17 protein-coding genes and 2 pseudogenes are annotated in these 19188 nt (G+C 40.3%); 3 read left to right on the top strand and 16 right to left on the bottom strand.

The window, feature by feature from the left end:
• Positions 1–11: 11 nt before the first annotated feature.
• The 13 genes from ACWM1W_RS00500 to ACWM1W_RS00560 all read right to left on the bottom strand — a co-directional run bounded on the left by ACWM1W_RS00500 (position 12) and on the right by ACWM1W_RS00560 (position 14757).
• A complete protein-coding gene (locus ACWM1W_RS00500; RefSeq protein ID WP_166135083.1) occupies positions 12–2120 on the bottom strand; it encodes a Mu transposase C-terminal domain-containing protein in 2109 nt (702 codons plus the stop codon).
• Positions 2104–2916, bottom strand: coding sequence for a heteromeric transposase endonuclease subunit TnsA (locus ACWM1W_RS00505; RefSeq protein ID WP_010325588.1), 813 nt, complete (start codon positions 2914–2916; stop codon positions 2104–2106). The genes ACWM1W_RS00500 and ACWM1W_RS00505 overlap by 17 nt, the downstream gene beginning before the upstream one ends.
• A 449-nt stretch (positions 2917–3365) precedes the next feature.
• Complete coding sequence (locus ACWM1W_RS00510) at positions 3366–3857, bottom strand: GNAT family N-acetyltransferase (RefSeq protein WP_071850529.1); 492 nt, start codon at positions 3855–3857, stop codon at positions 3366–3368.
• The gene (locus ACWM1W_RS00515; protein WP_010325590.1) at positions 3847–4113 is read right to left on the bottom strand and encodes a type II toxin-antitoxin system TacA family antitoxin; all 267 of its coding nucleotides are present in this window, start codon (positions 4111–4113) and stop codon (positions 3847–3849) included. The genes ACWM1W_RS00510 and ACWM1W_RS00515 overlap by 11 nt, the downstream gene beginning before the upstream one ends.
• 687 nt (positions 4114–4800) lie before the next feature.
• The gene (glmS, locus tag ACWM1W_RS00520) at positions 4801–6639 is read right to left on the bottom strand and encodes a glutamine--fructose-6-phosphate transaminase (isomerizing) (protein WP_375725995.1); all 1839 of its coding nucleotides are present in this window, start codon (positions 6637–6639) and stop codon (positions 4801–4803) included.
• Positions 6640–6651: 12 nt separating this feature from the next.
• Entirely contained in the window at positions 6652–8016 is a 1365-nt protein-coding gene (gene glmU / locus ACWM1W_RS00525) for a bifunctional UDP-N-acetylglucosamine diphosphorylase/glucosamine-1-phosphate N-acetyltransferase GlmU (protein WP_375725996.1), read from the bottom strand.
• A 20-nt stretch (positions 8017–8036) separates the two neighbouring features.
• Complete coding sequence (locus ACWM1W_RS00530; RefSeq protein WP_180052959.1) at positions 8037–8513, bottom strand: phosphatidylglycerophosphatase A family protein; 477 nt, start codon at positions 8511–8513, stop codon at positions 8037–8039.
• A gap of 22 nt (positions 8514–8535) precedes the next feature.
• Positions 8536–9453, bottom strand: coding sequence for a thiamine-phosphate kinase (gene thiL, locus ACWM1W_RS00535; protein WP_375725997.1), 918 nt, complete (start codon positions 9451–9453; stop codon positions 8536–8538).
• A gap of 17 nt (positions 9454–9470) precedes the next feature.
• Positions 9471–9920, bottom strand: coding sequence for a transcription antitermination factor NusB (gene nusB, locus ACWM1W_RS00540; protein ID WP_005233270.1), 450 nt, complete (start codon positions 9918–9920; stop codon positions 9471–9473).
• 4 nt (positions 9921–9924) lie between these two features.
• On the bottom strand, positions 9925–10395 hold the full coding sequence (gene ribH / locus ACWM1W_RS00545) for a 6,7-dimethyl-8-ribityllumazine synthase (RefSeq protein ID WP_004280926.1): 471 nt from the start codon (positions 10393–10395) through the stop codon (positions 9925–9927).
• A gap of 11 nt (positions 10396–10406) precedes the next feature.
• Complete coding sequence (gene ribBA, locus ACWM1W_RS00550) at positions 10407–11528, bottom strand: bifunctional 3,4-dihydroxy-2-butanone-4-phosphate synthase/GTP cyclohydrolase II (RefSeq protein WP_104426889.1); 1122 nt, start codon at positions 11526–11528, stop codon at positions 10407–10409.
• Between the two features lie 412 nt (positions 11529–11940).
• Positions 11941–13452, bottom strand: coding sequence for an acetaldehyde dehydrogenase ExaC (exaC, locus tag ACWM1W_RS00555; protein ID WP_375725998.1), 1512 nt, complete (start codon positions 13450–13452; stop codon positions 11941–11943).
• Between the two features lie 336 nt (positions 13453–13788).
• Positions 13789–14757: an alpha/beta hydrolase gene (locus ACWM1W_RS00560; protein WP_375725999.1), complete on the bottom strand. Its 969-nt coding sequence runs from the start codon at positions 14755–14757 to the stop codon at positions 13789–13791.
• A 519-nt stretch (positions 14758–15276) separates the two neighbouring features.
• Here ACWM1W_RS00560 and ACWM1W_RS00565 point away from each other — a divergent pair.
• A complete protein-coding gene (locus ACWM1W_RS00565; protein ID WP_375726000.1) occupies positions 15277–15864 on the top strand; it encodes an LOG family protein in 588 nt (195 codons plus the stop codon).
• Between the two features lie 258 nt (positions 15865–16122).
• On the opposite strand, the gene ACWM1W_RS00570 is transcribed toward ACWM1W_RS00565, so the two are convergent.
• From ACWM1W_RS00570 to ACWM1W_RS00580, 3 genes and pseudogenes are all read right to left on the bottom strand, one after another.
• Positions 16123–16359, bottom strand: a complete 237-nt coding sequence (locus ACWM1W_RS00570) for a VF530 family protein (RefSeq protein ID WP_004280931.1) — start codon at positions 16357–16359, stop codon at positions 16123–16125.
• Between the two features lie 153 nt (positions 16360–16512).
• A pseudogene (locus ACWM1W_RS00575) lies at positions 16513–16638 on the bottom strand (IS4 family transposase); the annotation flags it as partial.
• An 84-nt stretch (positions 16639–16722) separates the two neighbouring features.
• Entirely contained in the window at positions 16723–16914 is a 192-nt protein-coding gene (locus ACWM1W_RS00580; protein WP_005105075.1) for a hypothetical protein, read from the bottom strand.
• A 206-nt stretch (positions 16915–17120) separates the two neighbouring features.
• Between ACWM1W_RS00580 and ACWM1W_RS00585 the strand changes: the two are divergent.
• Positions 17121–17276: pseudogene (locus tag ACWM1W_RS00585) on the top strand (IS982 family transposase); the annotation flags it as partial.
• A gap of 108 nt (positions 17277–17384) precedes the next feature.
• A complete protein-coding gene (locus ACWM1W_RS00590; protein ID WP_004280933.1) occupies positions 17385–19157 on the top strand; it encodes an alkaline phosphatase D family protein in 1773 nt (590 codons plus the stop codon).
• Positions 19158–19188 lie beyond the last annotated feature (31 nt).

The raw sequence follows: 19188 nt of genomic DNA on the forward strand, positions 1-19188 counted from the left end.
TTTACCTCGTTTTAATCATCATCTTCATCAAATAATGATTCGTAATAGGTTGGAAGAAGTAAGGTGGATTCTTCGTCTTCTGCTTTTTTAATTCCTGAGATTGGAATAATATTGTCTCTAACCTTCGCATTTTGTGAGCTTTGGATTTGGGTAGATTTCTTTAAATCCTCTCTTTCTTCAGTTCTTGCCTGATTACGGTTATTCCGTATCGATGAAAGACGTTGAGCATTACTTTTTTGAGTAGAAGATCTTGAAGAAATCGCTTTTTCAATGATATCTTCATTGCGTTGTTCTAAATCAGCACGTGCAAGATTTGCATTTATTTTGTAGCGAGATCGTGTTATTTTTTGCTCAAGTTGAACTTGCCATACCTCCCAAAAACTACAACCTCTAAATTCTCTAGAACGATTTGAAAGTTGTGCTTCCCAATAATCTGAATGATCTTCAGAATGAAATATATAAACTTTTTCAGCGTTAGCTGGATCGTAAGCAACTTTAAGTTTAGGCCTTTGTCTTGAAGCACTTTTCCTGTGTAGCAAGCCGCGTTCAATGAGTTCTTTACAATTATAGAAGACTCCGAAAACCTTTAATCCTAGCTCAGAGAGGGTGCCATCTGTGCGGGGAAGTAGTGCAATATAAATCGCTTTTTCTGATGCTGAGCGTAACTTACCTGTTCGATTCTGTATGCCCCAATTCCATAAATGAATAGGAATGCAGGGTAAATCTGTTGGCATATCAATGTCGCGATCATAAGAAGAAAGTTCATGTGTGTTGTTGTAAATGAGAACAGAATTTAAAATGATCTGGGTAAATTCCTTAACAGTGAGTGTTGCATCTAGTCGGTAGTCTTTACCACCACGTTTCTTTTCTTTGATTGCTTGGACTACACCAGGTGCATAAGGTTTAAATTCAGCCTGGATAGTGCGGAAATAGCGCTCTACAATTGACTTTAAATCACCACGATAGGCAGGTGTGTTTTCTATTCGGATGGCAAAGTTTTTTTCGAGATTCTCAATTTGATGTCCAAGTAATTCGGCTCTATCTGCCAAGATTGCCTCAGGTAATCCAATACATGGCCAATCATTAAAAGTAATCTCATGATCAAATTTTTTACAATAATCGACCTTATCAGACATCGCCATACGAAGAACTAGCATACTCGTAACATAAGATGGATTTTCTAATCCCACGTACATGCCAGTAACCATACGGCTAAATTCATCCATCATAAAGTAAATGGTTGGACGTCCAATAATGCAGCCTCTATCTGAGTCAGAAACAAGATAGATGTCAGCTATCGTAGCATCTACTTGGTAACGAGATCCTGGTCCGAGAACATGTGTATTAACTGTTGAATATAAAACTCTTTTGTCTTTTAAATATTCAATTTTACTAGTTCGTGATTTTATTTTTAGAATAGGACTATATTCACGATCATAAAAGTATTTTAATTGCCAGATTGATGGGGCTTCAGTTTCAATAATGTCGGGATATAGGCTTTGATATATACTAAGAAACTTACGATATGTGTAGGGTAGAGTATGCTTGTTTTCATTGAGCATGTACTGATTGATGACTCTCCTAAATAGTCTTTCAATATCTTCATCAATAAGAGCACCTGTCCCTTCAGAAATAATACGAGGGCGACCTAATTTTTTATTATTTACAGCCTTTTTAACACCTTTTCCTCCAGAATTGTAATACTGAGGGATTAAGGCATTGGGGGTCATTCCTCTTTGCCAATACTGGCGAAGTAAGCGATATATAGTCTGTTTAGTGGTAATCTTTTGATTTACAATTTCATTAATCAAAGATGCACGTATGTTTGAATCATAAAATTTTTCATGTTCAATTATAGGTTTTATAATAGCTAAATTCTTGTCACGTTTGATTTGATAGACAGAGTTTTCTTCTAATACCATCAAAGACATGTCTTCAAAAGGATCTGTAGTAATTTTTATGTTGCCCGATTCAATTGCCTCGATGAGTGTAGATCTTGTATACAATTCAGGTAAAGCTTTTTGATTTTCAAGTTCTATCCAAATTATATGATCTGTATATACTTTGAGGATGCGATACTTTTTCTCATCAAGCTCATAAACATCATTGATTCGAAGCATTGCAGATGACCTCCCATGAATCTTGTTCACTGAGTTTTATATTGCCACATGTGATTTTTCTATAACTAATGTTGATATCAAATACGAAGTACCTCTGAGCAATGAGCTCGCGGATTTCTAATAGTGATTCTCCTGGTTCTAATGAATATTGAACATCAATATATTTTGATAGTTCAATTAGACTCAGATGAGAATTTCTTATAAATTGCTGATAATAGAAGTTGATTTTATCTGGAGTGTGATTTTTACTTTCTGAGTAATTTGCAGGATATAACCATTTAATATTATCAACGACCGTCAGAGGGATATCTTTTTCTGTAACAAGATACCAAGGGATATTTTCTTTTTGCCAATAGCGTCTTTCTAACTCGAGACTTTCAAGAATATTTAAATTTTCTAATTCAGTATGAGAAATAGCTCTGATGACATAAACAGGGGGAGCATTAGTAGCTTCACTGACAATAAAAAATGTAGAAACTAGTGTTTGTGCAATACCATTTTTCATTGGATGATAAAGGGAAAAAGTACGCGCCAAATCCTCAGTTTCTTTTAAATTCAGTGGCATTTGTTCTCGAATATCTTTGATAAAAATATTTCTATCTAAAATCAAAAAAACAGCGAGTTCTAAATCTGAAAACAAGTGATGAGTTCGACCGGTTTTATAGCCATATACTCGACTTGAGCGGTTGTTTAGGGATTTATTATCCTTAACTGTCAAGAAGGGTTTGTATTTACTTAGAAAGCCTTGACCACGTCCTTCTTTTATCCATTTTAGTTGTTGCTCTTTGGTTAACATATTTTTTTAACCTGCTTTAGTATATTTTTGAGCATATCATTAGGTTGTTTATTATTCAATATGGTATGTATCTTTATTACTTTTTTCAGAAATTTATATTTTGTTTTATATTTTTTATTTCAAATTATTGATATTTATAATTTAATTATATTTATTCTGGTTAATTTTAAAATGTTTCATCTTATTGTGAAAAATTTAAAAAAATAAAGTTTCATTCTTTACTTTTGAAAGTATGATTTTAAATTCCAGTGAAAACTCTAGAATAAAATGAGCTACTATTGAATTGTTTGGTAGCCAAAATATTAATTTTCCTAGAGTTTTTTATCAATCAGCTTGAGAAAAACTGACTTTTCCTCATTAGTCTTCATAAATTGCAAATTGCTGAATAAGTCCGTCACCTATTCTTGTTCGTAATCTACTACTAGTCACTCCTGTTGCTAGTAGGCCATTTAATTAAAATTAGGTATTTCACTCACTGGATATATTAATGTTAATGGATTTGATGTTAATGAAATAAAGCCAAAACGCTGATAAAATTCCATCGCTTTTTGATCCTTGGCATGTATTACAATAAAATTTACACCAATAATTTGAGCAACTTTTGAAACTTGTTTAAGCGCATGTGCTAAAAGCACTTTTCCTATTCCTCGCCCTTGGGCAGTTTGATCAACGGCAAAGCGACCTATAACTACACAAGGGAGTGGATAACGAGGTAATCGTTGAGTGAGAACCGCATCAACCCCATCAAATCCAATAGAGGTACTTGATAGGCAATAAAATCCTCGCACCTGCTGTGTATCATCATCAATAGCAACATAGGTTTTACTTGTTCCTGATTTCTGATGCTGAGATGCGTATTGTTTGATGAACTTGTTTAAATCATCTTGCCCACAATTAAATGATTTTTTCTGATGATGGGCTTGTAAAACCTCAATTTTCATCCAATAAACTCATTAATTTTTTCATCTCATCATTTGCAGGGCGTGGATTTTCAAGCAAATTCATTAACATATCACGATCAGCATTATTTACTTTTAACTCGTGATTAGATTTAAGTAATTCTTTTGCTCGTTCAAATGAGGACTGGATCATAAAGGAACTCACACTAAGACCCAATAAATTCGCAGCTTGCTCAATTACATTCTTTGCATCTACAGTTGAACGAACATTTATTCGTTCTGTTGCTAAGTTAGTCATATTTTTCCACCAATTTGTACATCAGTATGATGTACAAATTATAGCAGATTAAGGTGGTGGTTTAAGATTCAAATTTGCATATTTTGTTTTGAAATATTTGAATAGAAAATCAGTGGTTTAATATGAACCAAAATGAGGGGGGTGAATAAGAATAGGTAGTAGGTTTGCATAAGAATACGCAAGGTATTCACACGCTATGACAAACCGGCTCAAAACTTCGCTGTCATCAATCTACCTTGCCTAAATCATGATCTGGCTTAATTGATGGTATGCCTTTTTGCTTTGGTTGACTGTTCTTTGAGCAAGTAGCGTATGATGTGTTCCCATTTGATACAAACTTAATTATAAAAATACAAACATTAAATTCAAATTTTTTATTATCTTATTTTATTATTATATGAGAGTAATAAAGTTTCATCCTTTGTTGTGCATAAGTATTTGTTTTTATTGGTTCCAAAATTATATTGTATTTATTAAAGTATCATACTATAGGCAGGGCTAGTCTAAATTTAATTCTATCAAAATAAAAAAAGTTTCATACCAAAATACTGAAAATACTGAAAATACTGAATATATTTTCTTTATTTTGAAAATTCGTATGAAACTTTATTACTAAGTATGATTATTTATTACCTAGTATTTAACTTTATTACTCAAAAACATCATATAACAGGCTAATTTTATGGATTATTCAACCGTTACTGATTTTGCCAGATTACGTGGCTGGTCAACATCAGTACCACGCAGGACTGCCACATGGTAAGACAGTAGCTGTACTGGAATACAATAAACAATTGGCGCTAAAACAGCGTTTACTTCAGGAATATGTACGACATGCTGGCGTTCTTTGGCTTTAATACCGCTATTTTCATCAGCGAAGACAAATAATTCACCACCACGTGCCTGAACTTCTTCCATATTGGATTTCAGTTTATCAAGCATGTCATCCTGTGGCGCCAGAATCACTACTGGCATATCATTATCCACCAGTGCCAATGGACCGTGCTTCAGCTCACCCGCCGCATAACCTTCCGCATGAATATAAGAAATTTCTTTCAACTTCAGTGCACCTTCCAGTGCAATCGGGAAGTGTGTACCACGACCGAGGAACAGACAGTGCTGTTTCTCTACAAATAGTTCAGAGAGGCGCAGAATTTCATCATCATGACTTAAGGTATCCAGAAGTACCTTAGGCATATGCCATAGTCCAGTCGTGATCTCAGTCATCTGTTCAGCTGAAATGGCATTTTTCACTGTACCAATTTTTAGCACCAGTAGCATTAGTGCAGCCAGCTGAGTGGTAAAAGCTTTGGTTGAAGCCACACCAATTTCAGGACCCGCTAAAGTCAGCAGACTGTAATCTGTTTCACGTACCATTGAAGAAGTTGCAACATTACAAATCGTCATCGTCGTAATGTTTACACCTTTTGATGCAGCACGTTTTTGGGTATCACGCAGAGCAGCTAAGGTATCGGCTGTTTCACCTGACTGAGAAATACACACATAGAGTGTGTTATTGACAATCACTGGCGTACGGTAACGGAATTCACTGGCAATCTCGACCTGACAAGGCAGATCAATCAGCTGTTCAAACCAGTATTTAGCAATCATGCCAGCATGGTAACTGGTACCACAGGCAATGATCTGAATCTGCTGGATTGTTGAAAAATCTTGTTCCGCATTCACCAGAAAGTCTTCACGCAGTGTATTGCCATTCAAGGCTTGTGAAATGGTCTGTTTTAGGGCTTCAGGTTGCTCATAGATTTCTTTGAGCATGTAGTGCTTATATTCACCCTTAGAAGCATTGCTCACGGTGGCATCCAGTTCTTTTACTGGGCGATCCACCAACTGGCCATCCACAAATACTTCAATGGTAGTACGGGTCAGACGGGCAATATCACCTTCTTCCAGATAGATAAAGCGATTCGTGATCGGTAATAAAGCCAACTGGTCAGAACTGATAAAGTTCTCGCCAATGCCTACACCAATCACCAATGGTGAACCTTCACGAACAGTAATCAATTCATCTGGATGATCTGTATGTACGATCCCGAGCGCATAAGCGCCTTTCAGCTGTGGTACGACCTGACGAACAGCTTCAAGCAGGCTAGGGGTAGATTTCAGTGCATCATTGACCAGATGGGCAACCACTTCAGTATCAGTTTGTGAAGTGAACACATAGCCTAAAGCTTCAAGATCGTCTTTCAGCTCCTGGTAGTTTTCAATGATACCGTTATGAACCACAGCAACATTACCCGAAATATGGGGATGAGCATTGTTTTCAGTCGGTTTACCATGAGTTGCCCAGCGTGTATGAGCGATGCCTAATGAACCATTAATCTGTGATTCATTCACAGCTTGTTCAAGGTTCGCGACTTTACCCACACGACGTTCACGGAGCACCTGGCTATTATTGATTAAAGCCAGACCCGCAGAGTCATAACCACGGTATTCAAGACGTTTTAGGCCTTCAATTAAGATATTGCTGATATTACGTTCCGCGATGCCACCGACGATACCACACATACTAACTTCCTCTTATTTCTTGATTTTTTGCGGACGCTGATAGTTTTCTTTGGCAAATTGCTTAGAACGTTCTACCGCTAAACTGTTCTCTGCCACATCACGGGTAATCGTTGAACCCGCTCCCACTGTCGCGCCATTACCGATCTGGACCGGTGCAACCAGAGAGCTGTTAGAACCAATAAAAGCATGATCCCCAATGATAGTCTTAAATTTGTTGGCACCGTCATAGTTGCAGGTAATCGTCCCTGCACCGATGTTTGAACCACTGCCAACTTCTGCATCACCCAAGTAGGTAAAGTGGTTGGCTTTAGAGCCTAGACCAATCTTGGTATTTTTAACTTCAACAAAGTTACCGATATGCACTTCATTGGCGAGTTGTGCACCCGGACGCAGTCGTGCAAAAGGTCCAATTTGGGTATCTTCACCAACGATGGCGCTATCGAAAATGCTATATGGCTGCACTTTAGTCCCGGCTGCAATCTTGGTATTCTTGATAACACAGCCGGCGCCAATTTCGACATTGTCGCCCAGCTCGCAATTACCTTCGATAATCACGTTGATATCAATGCGGACATCCTGACCAACAGTTAAATTGCCACGCAAGTCAAAACGGCTTGGGTCAATTAGATGTACACCTTGCTGCATCAACTGTTTAGCTTGATAAGCCTGGAACTGACGCTCCAATGCAGCCAGTTGCACACGGTCATTGACGCCTTCCACCTCAAAAGCCAGCTCAGGTTCTACAGATGCAACACTCATACCATCTGCCAGTGCCATTGCCACGATATCCGTCAGGTAATATTCACCTTGGGCATTGTCATTGCTTAAATGTGGTAGCCATTCATGTAATTTGGCATTGCTGACTGCATAAATACCGGTATTAATTTCTTTAATTTGACGCTGTTCTTCAGAAGCATCTTTATGTTCAACAATGGCTTGAATCTGACCATCTTTACGCACAATACGACCATAACCACTGGCATCTGCAAGCGTTAATGTCACTAGGCCAATACCTTGCTCTTGAGTAGCATCGAGCAGATTCTGAAGCGTCTGCTGGCTAATACAAGGGACATCACCAGACAGGATTAGTGAAATACCATCTTTCGGCAAAACAGGTAGTGTCATTTGTACGGCATGACCGGTACCAAACTGTTCAGCTTGTTCTACCCACTGGATATCTTGGTCTGCAAATGCGGACTGAACCTGCTCACCGCCATGACCATAAATGGTAATAATATTGTCTGCATTGAGTTTTTTTGTTGTGTCGACCACATGGCCGAGTAAAGGTCGTCCTGCAAGCGGTTGTAATACTTTCGGTAAGTTGGAACGCATACGGGTTCCTTTACCTGCAGCAAGAATAATCACAGTCGTAGACATGTTCTAATCCTAGATATGGCTTAAGCCATCGTGAAGTAAAAATAAATCCAAATACAAAGTGCTGCCCAGAGGCCAGCGATAATGTCATCCAGCATGATGCCAAAACCACCCCCAACCTGACGGTCAATGACTCGAATCGGCCAAGGTTTCCAGACATCAAATAATCGGAACAGGGCAAAGCCAATGAGTAGCCATAACCAGTTCATCTGACCTAAATAGATCAGTGGCAAAAAGGTGATGGATTGTCCTGCAAACTCATCCCAGACAATACGTCCATCATCATGCACATCCATGACTTTGGCAGTTTGGCCACAGATATATATGCCAATCAGGGACATGATGACAATGGCAAAAAGACTATTTACAAAACCTAAGTAGAGCCAGATGGGTACAAATAAAAGTGCAAAAGCTGAACCAAACGTTCCGGGCGCTTTAGGCGCCAGACCAGAACCAAATCCTACCCCACTAAAGACAATGAGCCGGTTGATCCATGACATGCTTTTAAAATTGATCGCAGGTTTATGCAAAATGTTGATATCCGTTAAATTGAAGTGAATGATCTACGCCATCTTTTTCAAAAGTTAAACCGTGTTGCTGCTGAATGGAGCCAATTATATTAATCGAAACATCCAGCTGTTTTTGCAATAATTTTTCATAATTTTGCGGGCTTATTGTAAAGCATAACTCGTAGTCATCACCACCCGCGAGTGCGTATTGCCAACGCTGTTCATCATTTAATGCCTGCAGGGCAGGACTGATCGGTAACTTTTCAAGTCCTAAAGTCGCTCCTACCTGAGAAGCTTTGAGAATATGTCCCAGATCCTGTGCGAGGCCATCCGAGACATCAATCATACTGTTGGCTAGGCCTTTTAAGGCAGTACCCAACTGACAGCGTGGAGTTGGATAATCCAAACGTTTCTGTAATGGATGACCAAGATGATTTAAAGCAAAAGCAGCATCACCCACTGTACCGGATACACAAATCAGATCACCAGGCTTGGCACCTGAACGGGGTACAGCTTTACCAATCTCTACCCAGCCCAGGGCAGTCACAGATAAGGTCAAATGAGGACTTTGTGTGGTATCACCACCAATTAAGCTCACACCAAATTGATCGCAACAATCATAGAGACCCTGACTAAAGGCTTTTAACCAGTCATGATCAATTTGGGGTAGGCTCAAGGCGAGTAAAATACTATGCGGGGTCGCGCCCATGGCTGCAATATCAGAAAGATTAACAGCGACAGATTTCCAGCCAATCGCATGAGGATCGGTGTCTAAAGGAAAATGACGTCCAGCAACGAGGGTGTCGGCACAGATGACCAGTTGTTGCTGTAGAGGAGGGGTGAGCAAGGCTGAGTCATCGCCAACGCCTAAATCGACAGAATTTTTATTCTGACGATTAAAATAGGTATTGATAATCGAAAACTCAGCCATACAACAATTCGACTAGATTAGTTGGCTTGCTGTTTTTCTGCTGCACGTAAAGTTGTCGCTAAACGGTCCAATACACCATTGATGTATTTATGGCTGTCTGCACCGCCAAAGTGTTTAGCTAACTCAATTGCTTCATCCAGAACCACGCGGTATGGAATCTCAAGATGTTCTTTGAGTTCATAGGCGCCTAGGCGAAGTGTAGCGAGTTCTACACCATCAAGTGCAGAAAGTTCACGATCCAGCACAGGGATAAGCAAAGCATCCAATGCTTCATGATTGGCAACCACTTGAGTCAACAATTCATGATAATAGCTGAGATCCACTTTGTGCATGGCATTGTCCACACGAGTACGTGCTTCAATCTCATGCACCGGATTGTGGCTCATCTGCCATTCATAAATTCCTTGTACAGCAAAGCGACGTGCTTTACGTTTTGCTGCATAAGTTGCTTGAAGTGTTTGCGACATAGCGTTAAATAGCCTTTAACAAGTTAACCATTTCAATAGCAGTCAAGGCAGCTTCACTACCTTTATTACCTGCTTTTGTACCCGAGCGTTCAATCGCCTGTTCGATACTATCCGTAGTCAATACACCATTGATCACTGGTAAGCCAGTGTCCAAGCCAACTACGCCCAGACCTTTGGCACATTCACCAGCTACAAAATCGAAGTGAGGCGTGCTGCCACGAATCACAGCGCCCAGCGCGATGATGGCATCGAAACGATCTGAAGCTGCCAGTTTTTTCGCAACTACAGGAAGTTCCCAAGCACCAGGTGCATGAACAACAGTGATATTATCCTCTGATACGCCATGGCGTTTCAATGTATCAATGGCACCTTCTAACAGATGTTCAACAACAAAGCTATTAAAACGACCAACTAAAATCGCATAACGGTCTTCGTTCGCGAGATGCAACATACCTTCAATACGGCGAACTGCCATAGGAACCTCGATTATTTCTCTGATGTTTGTTGTGCGGTGATGTATTCCACCACTTCTAAGTTAAAGCCGGACAGGGCATTGAAACGTAATGGAGAGCTGAGCAGCTTCATTTTTTCCACGCCGAGGTCACGTAAAATTTGTGCGCCGACACCAATGGTCTGATACTGCTGGGAAAGTGCAGCATTGGATTTTACATTTTTTGGTGCTGTTAGTGTATCCAGGGCAGGGCCTAAGTCCTGTAAATGGCGCTGGCCAATCCAGACCAGAACACCACGATCACTGTTTGAAATTTCTTTTAAGGCACGGTCCAGATTCCAGGCCGGTTCACCATCTTGCTTGTTCAGCTTTAATAAATCACGGGTTGGGTTAAAGCCATGCACACGTACAGTCGTCACGCCGTCTTTAGGCTGACCTTTCACCAGTGCTAAATGAATGTCCGGGTTACCGATTTCACGGTAACGATAGAGATCAAACACACCGTATTCAGTATCTATAGTTTGCTGATCAATACGCTCAACCGTTTGCTCATTGGTCATACGGTAGTGAATCAGATCAGCAATAGTGCCAATTTTCAGGCCATGTTTTTCTGCGAAAATTTCAAGATCTGGACGACGCGCCATGGTGCCGTCTTCTTTGATGATTTCACAGATCACAGATGCAGGTTCCAGACCCGCAAGACGAGACAGGTCACAACCGGCTTCAGTATGACCGGCACGGTGCAATACGCCACCTGGTTGCGCCATCAATGGGAAAATATGACCGGGTTGCACAATGTCACTTGGTTTGGCATGTGCAGCCACCGCAGTTTGAATGGTGTGCGCACGTTCAGCTGCAGAAATACCGGTAGTAATTCCGTTGGCTGCTTCAATTGAAAGGGTGAAGTTGGTTCCGTGCTGAGCGCCATTGGCATCTACCATCAAGGGTAGATTTAACTGCTGGCAACGTTCTTTGCTTAAAGTCAGGCAAACCAGACCACGCGCATGGGTGATCATAAAGTTGATGTCTTCAGGACGCACGTGGGTCGCAGCAATCACCAGATCGCCTTCATTCTCACGGTCTTCGTCATCCATCAGGATAACCATTTTTCCTGCACGGATATCTGCTACAAGCTCTTCAACTGTATTGAGCGGCATCAACCTTCACCTTCTTTTTTGATCTATACCAGACCGAATCATGACGTTATTACTGCATAGTCTAACGCTTTTTAAGCAATTTTGCCTATGCTTATTGCTTTCCCTCAGGGGTTCATTGTTATACACAGTCTTGCGTAGCATGAAAAGTCGACTTTAAATGAAAGCACAGGCTTTATGCTGGATTTTTAAACGATCGGAAAGCATAAAAAATGACAAACTTATTTAAAATCAACATAACTATAAATAATCTCTTATTTTTTATGCAGTTTTATTTATTAGTTTAATACAGCCCTTAAAAATACGTATACCTCCCCATTCTTTCCTTTATAAATTTTTTACCAATCAGTTTAAAATTCTGTTTGAAATAATGAATGAATCAGGCGGACCGAAGTCCACCCGAATTTAGATCAGTTTAGAAGAAGCCTGCTGGTTTGGTTGAATAACTCACTAACAGGTTTTTGGTTTGCTGATAATGATCCAGCATCATGCGATGGTTTTCGCGGCCAATCCCGGATTTTTTATATCCACCAAAGGCTGCATGAGCCGGGTAGATGTGATAGCAGTTGGTCCAGACCCGACCGGCCTGAATCGCACGACCAGCACGATAAGAGGTATGTGCTGAACGTGACCAGACACCGGCACCGAGTCCATAAATCGTATCATTGGCAATCTTGATGGCTTCATCAAAGTCTTTAAAAGTCGTCACTGCCAATACCGGTCCAAAAATTTCTTCCTGGAAGGTTCGCATGTCATTGGAACCTTTAAAAATCGTTGGCTCGATATAAAAACCTTGTCCCACTTCCTGACGCTCATTACCGCCTAATAAGATTTCCGCACCTTCTTCGCGGCCTGTTGCAATACAGCCCAGAATTTTGTCCTGCTGTTCTTGTGAAGCCTGCGCGCCGATCATGGTGTCAGTATCCAGTGGATGGCCTGTCTTAATCCGTTTTACTCGTTCCACGGCACGCTCAAGAAACTGGTCTGCAATACTTTCCTGAACCAGCGCACGTGAAGGACAGGTACAGATTTCACCCTGGTTCAAGGCAAACATAGCGAAGCCTTCCAGGGCTTTTTCCAGGAAGCCATCTTCCTGATCCATAATGTCTGCAAAGAACAGGTTTGGAGATTTACCCCCAAGTTCCAGAGTCACTGGAATAATATTTTCAGTCGCATATTGCATGATCAGCTGACCCACAGCGGTAGAACCGGTAAAGGCAATCTTGGCAATGCGTGGATTAGTCGCCAGTGGACGGCCGACTTCAACGCCGTAGCCATTCACGATGTTTAACACACCTTCAGGCAACAGATCCTGAATCAGCTCAACCAGTACCAAAATACTCACCGGCGTCTGTTCAGCGGGTTTCAACACAATACAGTTTCCGGCTGCGAGAGCAGGGGCCAGTTTCCAGGCAGCCATTAGAATCGGGAAGTTCCACGGGATAATCTGCCCAACCACACCTAAAGGTTCATGAAAATGGTAGGCAATGGTGTCTTCATCAATTTCGGAAATTCCACCTTCTTGGGCGCGAATACAGCCGGCAAAATAACGAAAATGGTCAATCGCGAGAGGAATATCTGCTGCCAGGGTTTCTCGGATCGGCTTACCGTTATCCCAGGTCTCTGCGACTGCCAGCAGTTCAAGATTCTCCTCAAGTCGGTCAGCGATTTTTAATAAAATATTGGAACGGGTAGTAGGGGAGCTGTTATTCCATTGCTGTTTGGCGGCATGAGCCGCATCGAGCGCCAGTTCAATATCTTCCACTGATGAGCGCGGAACTTTGGTAAAGGCTTTACCATCTATGGGAGAGACATTATCAAAATATTCACCTTTGATGGGTGGGACCCATTTTCCGCCAATAAAATTTTCGTATTGGGATTTAAATTGCACTTTTGAACCGTCAGTATTGGGATCTGCATAACGCATAATTCTATTCCTTGATATGATTATTATTGATTAATGCCGAACCACTTCTGCTCTGCAAAAGTCCTCAGATTCAACATCTCAGCTCTACTATAGAGAGGGAAAAAAATCGCAGGATAAATACTTACAAGCTTGCTACAAAAGGCAACATTTGAATAAAAATATAATTTATTATTTTTATAAATTTCAATATCTTATTGTTATAATGAAATGATTTTAATATGTAAAAAGCATTACTGATCAGCTTGATATTTTTATTTTATATTCAGGAAAAATAGGTAAATAAAATTATTGGAAAATAAGACAGGCAGAGCTTTCTACCTATCTTATTCATCTGGCTTATAGGGCCTTATTCTCCAGCCATTGAAATAGCTGCTGATAGACCTGCTCACGAACCGGTTTTTCTGAAAGAACCAGATCATGTACCCCATTTTGAATCGAACAGAGTTGCACATCGCCCTGGATTTTCTGTGCATGTTCAATCATGTCGTGTACCTGAAGAATCACATCACTGGTTTGGGCATTACGGTTAAAACGTAGGGGATAAGTGGTTTTATGGGCATGCATCAGCAAAGTCGGAATATTTAAACGTACACCTTGATGAATTTCTTTTTGTGCTTCGTGAATGGCATGTACAAAACTCAGACGCACCCAGTGATAGCTGGGTTTTTTCCATTCCAGATCAAAATGCCATTCCCCCTGATAGCTAATATGCAGGCTGGGCACATAATGACGGTTTAAGCGGCTAGGAAATAGCATTTCCGGAAAACGTTTTCCCAGACGGCTCAATTTAGGCACCAGAAACTTTTTCTCAAAAGGTGTCATATTAAAGTCATAAAAAGGACTATTGAGCCATAAGCCTTTAATTAAGGGATGATCTGGATGATGTGCTGCATACAGGGTAGTAATTAGTCCGCCGGTAGAATGGCCACTGAGTAAAACCGTATCATGGCCTTCCTGTCCAATAATTTCGAGAGCCTGGCTGATTTCTGCATCGTATTCTGATAGATGATAGACATTATAAAGTTTCTGATGGGACATATAGGATCGGCCATATTTACGTAAATCCAACGCATAAAAATCAAAGTCTTGCTGATTAAAACGCTCTGCCATTTCAGTCTGGAAAAAATAATCAATAAAGCCATGAATATAGAGGACAGCTTTAGAGGTGGGTTGGTCTGCCTTTTTGCGGATCAGTGTGGCAACTACTGTACCTTCAGTATCTGGCGGGAATTCTAAAGTGGCCTGTTCATAACCTTCACCTAGAATGTCAGGTTGATATTCAGGGCTGGAAAGCGGATGGGACATATTGTTCTACTCATGACTATTTTTATTCACTTATCCTTGTGGATTGGCTTGCATTTGTCAAATCCTGCTGTCTGACCCATTCGAGATCAGTAGTACCATTCAGAGAATAGCCAAATATAAAATCTCAGGTCATTAGTAACCTGATTGACTAATATAAAGATTAATAAAAAACCCCGGCATCCTGCCGGGGTTTTTCGTATTGGTTAGCTCGGTATAACTCCTGTCGTACCTTACAATCCTTGTGCTTATCTATTGTGATTATTATATGGAACTTCCTGTTCCTGATGTAAGTATCATAGGAAAATTCCACTATCCGGGATAGCCGCAAAGAACCAGAATCGATGTAAGTCAATGCGTACATGTCTGACTAAAAATTATCCATATTTTCTGTAGAAGTGAGGATTTATTCTGAATCATGAGCTTCGATAAGCTAGCCGCTTATGGCTATTTTGCCTGTTTTTAAGACAATTTTTTTATTTTAATGCAGTTAGAATATGTTGATTGATGAGGGGATAAAAAATGAAATCTATTGCAGTCTTTTGTGGTTCAGCTATGGGGAATAGCAAAAATTTTAAAGAGCAGGCCCAAGCTTTGGGTGAGTCTATTGCGAATCGTGGAATCACACTGGTTTATGGTGGCCGAGCTGGTCTGATGGGTGTTGTGGCTGATAGTGCCTTAAATGCCGGTGGAACAGTCATTGGAGTGATTCCACAAAATCTGGTCGATGCAGAATTGGCTCATCCGCTGTTAACAGAGCTGCATGTAGTGAAAAATATGCATGAACGTAAAACAAAAATGTCTGATCTGGCAGATGCGTTTATTGCCTTGCCGGGCGAGGTGGGGACTTTAGAAGAAATTTTTGAGCAGTTGACCTGGGGGCAGTTGGGCCTTCATCAGAAACCTTGTGCATTTTTAAATATCCACGGATTTTATGATGAATTACTAAATTTCCTGATGAAAACGACTGAGGCTGGATTTACCCAGTCACGTTTTACCGATGCCTTGATCTTCTCAAGTTCAATTGAGGAAGTATTGGATGCTGTGGAGCATTATCATGCGCCTGAACCGAAATGGAATAAAAGCGTAAAGGCAGTAGAATCGGTATGAGTAATACCCCAACCTTGGCAATAGTCACCGACATAAAATACACTAAATAACATAATTGGTATTTCAATAAACCCTATATATAACAGTTATATAGGGTTTTTATTTTGTGTGGTGTAATTTAAGGTAGAGTAGGGTGCTTTAAGTTTTGGTCACTAATTTTAATATGTAAATCAACAATAATTACCGACATATATATTCTCTTTCTAAGAGTAGTTTACTATTTGGTATAATATTATGATGAGGTTAGGGCTTTGACTGCTACGATTTCTGTTTGGCCTTTTGGCGTAAGACATACAAATATAAGTTTTCTACTTTTTCACGTGCCCATGGGGTGGTACGCAAGAATCGCAATGATGATTTAACACTTGGGTCTATGCAAAAACATCTAATCTCAATTTTACGACTTAAACCTTCAAAGCCACCGTAGTAATCCAATAATTCATCCAAAATGTCAGCAAGTTTTTTACCGTGTAAAGGATCATTGGTGGTGTTCATAATAGATCAATCGTATTTTGGGTGGCCATTATTATAACCTGGGCTAGTTGGAAAACTAGAGAGTTGGAATGTAGGTAATGATGGACTGAATAGCCACCAAAATTCTAGACACACATAACCATATTTTGGACTGCCACTGCTGTCCCACAATTTTTACAAGAGGAAGCTTACGCGAGCTTCCTCTTGATTGATGGAGGCTTTATCGAGTGAAAATAACGCTTTTAAGGTTTTTATTTCAAATAAATTTACTGGAATTATTCTGAGTAAGCGCTGAACTGTATTAGTTCAGAGTTAATCTGATTTTTTATCTTAGGAAAGAAAATTATTTCACCTAACCTTAAAATAATGTTTTTCAGTAACCAGCTAAATTTTTATTTGTTTATAAAGACGCTCTTTAGGGTCTTCATTTGATTTTGTGACTTTATCAGCAAATTTCTTATCTAACATCAAGGCTGCATATGTTTTGTAACCTATCTCCAATCGGTCTACCTTATTTCCTTCTTGTTCAAACTCTTCAATTAATTTATTGACTTTTTTTACGCTGATATCACTCATATCTTTCAACCATTTAATTTGGGGTTCTTTTAATCTAATCTTTAATTATTGAGATTAGATTAAAGTACAAAGCGCATTTAAGGGCTAATAGCTTATGGAGTAATCACCCCAGGTTAATTAACCCGAATCGCGGATAAGAAATAAACTTGAAAAATAAGAGGACTAGAGCCATCAGTTGAGTTACCAAACCTAAAGCTTTAGCCCCGATGTTCAATAGTAACGAATTATTCTGCGTAATTGATGATTTCTTTCTGAAATTTGAAGCAACTTATTGGAAATTTTCTAAATAAAGTCATCAGTCTATAAGAATTCGAATAGCCCAACTCAGCCTCTCAGAAATTAGTTTTATCGTCATTTGGTATATTTAGGACTTGGAAAAATTAGGCTTCATAGAAATGTCATAATTTAGAGATATTAATGTCATCGAACTGGATTAAAAAAGAACAAAAAACCCACAATAGCAAGCTGTTATGACTAAAAAAATATCCAGACGTGAACTGCTTAAGACCTCCATTGCAGGCTTCGGTGCTTTGTCTTTACCCATATCTTTGACCGCTTGTGGCAGTGATGAGGATGCTTCAGATCAAGCTCAGGCACATCCTAAAGTCGCTTTTAAACATGGGGTGGCCAGTGGTGATCCCTTACAGGATCGGATAATTCTATGGACACGCTTAAGTCCGGAAGATGAAAACCTGCGTTATCAGGTGCAGTGGGAAATTGCTGCCGATCAGGATTTTCGCCAGATAATCAATACAGGACAAGTTGAAACCAGTCGGTCGCAAGATTTCACGGTTAAAGTCGATGCGGATCGTCTATCGGCAGGGCAAACTTATTTTTACCGTTTTAAGTGTGCATCGGTATATTCATCTGTCGGTCAAACCAAAACTTTAGCCACGCAAAGCAAGCTGGTGCAATTTGCCGTTTGTTCATGTTCCAATTATCCAGCCGGATATTTTCATATCTATCAGGAAATTGCCCAGCAAGACCTAGATGTGGTGATTCATTTAGGGGATTACATTTATGAGTACGGGATGGGTGGTTATGCGACTGAACAGGCTGCAGCATTAGGCCGAAGTCTGGCTGCAGATAATGCTGAGGAAATCATTAAACTGGAAGACTACCGCAAGCGTTATGCCTTGTATCGAACTGATGCGGACTTACAAGCAGCACATCAGCGTCATCCATTTATTGTGGTCTGGGATGATCATGAGCTGACCAATGATACCTGGGAGCAGGGTGCGGAAAATCATGATGTTTCAGAAGGTGATTTTTTTGCACGTAAGCTGGCTGCTTTGCAGGCCTATTTTGAATGGATGCCGATTCGTCCAGTGTCTGAAACAGATCATTTGAATATTTATCGCCAGTTTAATTTTGGTGATCTGGTTCAGCTGAATATGCTGGATACTCGTATTTTGGCGCGTAACAAGCAATTGCAATATGCTGACTATCTTACCGCGACAGGACTAGATGCCAATAAATTTCAGACAGATTTGCTCAATCCGACGCGTACCTTGTTAGGACATACACAACGTGAATGGATACTGAAACAACTCAGCCAATCGAATGCCGTCTGGAATGTGCTGGGTCAGCAGGTGCTGATGAGCAAGATGCTAATTCCGGCCGAAATTCTGGCTGTTTTGGGGCAGATCACCAGTGGTCAGGCCACTGCAGATGTGTTGCTACAAGTGCGTCAGATGCTGACAGAACTGGTAGGCCTAAAAATACGCTATCTGCAAAATGATCCAACTTTGACAAAGGCAGAATTAGCCAGAATACTGACTGTTGTGCCTTATAATCTTGATGCCTGGGATGGGTACGTCGTGGAGCGTGAGGTGATTTATACGGCTTGTAAACAGCTGAATAAAAAACTGATTGTACTTGCAGGAGATACCCATAATGCCTGGAACTCCACTTTGAGAGATCAAGCCGGCAGTACAGTCGGGGTAGAACTAGCGACCAGTTCAGTTTCATCACCGGGTATGGAGAAGTATTTGCAGATTCCCTTAGCCCAGTTACAGGAATTTGAAATGGCATTTACTACGCTAATTGATGAGCTGAATTATTGTAATTTGAATCAACGCGGATACTTGAGTGTTGCATTTACCCCGGATCAGGTACAGGCGAACTGGATTTTTATCGATAGCATCCAGAATCGTAGTTATCAGGTTGATCAAAGCCGTGCGTATCAGCTTCAATTAGATCATGAATTAAATGAAATCAAACCGTTAAAGCAAACTGCCTAAGCTGCTTAGAGTTTAAATATCCGGGCCAATG

It is taken from the genome of Acinetobacter sp. TW_SC_4, from assembly GCF_054861205.1.

What these genes read in the sequence shown, in the direction of transcription:
- thiL (WP_375725997.1), bottom strand. Translation starts at nt 9,453, where the DNA reads ATGGCTGAGTTTTCGATTATCAATACCTATTTTAATCGTCAGAATAAA.
- ACWM1W_RS00590 (WP_004280933.1), top strand. Translation starts at nt 17,385, where the DNA reads ATGACTAAAAAAATATCCAGACGTGAACTGCTTAAGACCTCCATTGCA.
- ACWM1W_RS00505 (WP_010325588.1), bottom strand. Translation starts at nt 2,916, where the DNA reads ATGTTAACCAAAGAGCAACAACTAAAATGGATAAAAGAAGGACGTGGT.
- nusB (WP_005233270.1), bottom strand. Translation starts at nt 9,920, where the DNA reads ATGTCGCAAACACTTCAAGCAACTTATGCAGCAAAACGTAAAGCACGT.
- exaC (WP_375725998.1), bottom strand. Translation starts at nt 13,452, where the DNA reads ATGCGTTATGCAGATCCCAATACTGACGGTTCAAAAGTGCAATTTAAA.
- ACWM1W_RS00510 (WP_071850529.1), bottom strand. Translation starts at nt 3,857, where the DNA reads ATGAAAATTGAGGTTTTACAAGCCCATCATCAGAAAAAATCATTTAAT.
- ACWM1W_RS00560 (WP_375725999.1), bottom strand. Translation starts at nt 14,757, where the DNA reads ATGTCCCATCCGCTTTCCAGCCCTGAATATCAACCTGACATTCTAGGT.
- ACWM1W_RS00515 (WP_010325590.1), bottom strand. Translation starts at nt 4,113, where the DNA reads ATGACTAACTTAGCAACAGAACGAATAAATGTTCGTTCAACTGTAGAT.
- ACWM1W_RS00565 (WP_375726000.1), top strand. Translation starts at nt 15,277, where the DNA reads ATGAAATCTATTGCAGTCTTTTGTGGTTCAGCTATGGGGAATAGCAAA.
- glmS (WP_375725995.1), bottom strand. Translation starts at nt 6,639, where the DNA reads ATGTGTGGTATCGTCGGTGGCATCGCGGAACGTAATATCAGCAATATC.
- ribH (WP_004280926.1), bottom strand. Translation starts at nt 10,395, where the DNA reads ATGGCAGTTCGCCGTATTGAAGGTATGTTGCATCTCGCGAACGAAGAC.
- ACWM1W_RS00500 (WP_166135083.1), bottom strand. Translation starts at nt 2,120, where the DNA reads ATGCTTCGAATCAATGATGTTTATGAGCTTGATGAGAAAAAGTATCGC.
- glmU (WP_375725996.1), bottom strand. Translation starts at nt 8,016, where the DNA reads ATGTCTACGACTGTGATTATTCTTGCTGCAGGTAAAGGAACCCGTATG.
- ACWM1W_RS00570 (WP_004280931.1), bottom strand. Translation starts at nt 16,359, where the DNA reads ATGAACACCACCAATGATCCTTTACACGGTAAAAAACTTGCTGACATT.
- ribBA (WP_104426889.1), bottom strand. Translation starts at nt 11,528, where the DNA reads ATGCCGCTCAATACAGTTGAAGAGCTTGTAGCAGATATCCGTGCAGGA.
- ACWM1W_RS00530 (WP_180052959.1), bottom strand. Translation starts at nt 8,513, where the DNA reads ATGTCATGGATCAACCGGCTCATTGTCTTTAGTGGGGTAGGATTTGGT.
- ACWM1W_RS00580 (WP_005105075.1), bottom strand. Translation starts at nt 16,914, where the DNA reads ATGAGTGATATCAGCGTAAAAAAAGTCAATAAATTAATTGAAGAGTTT.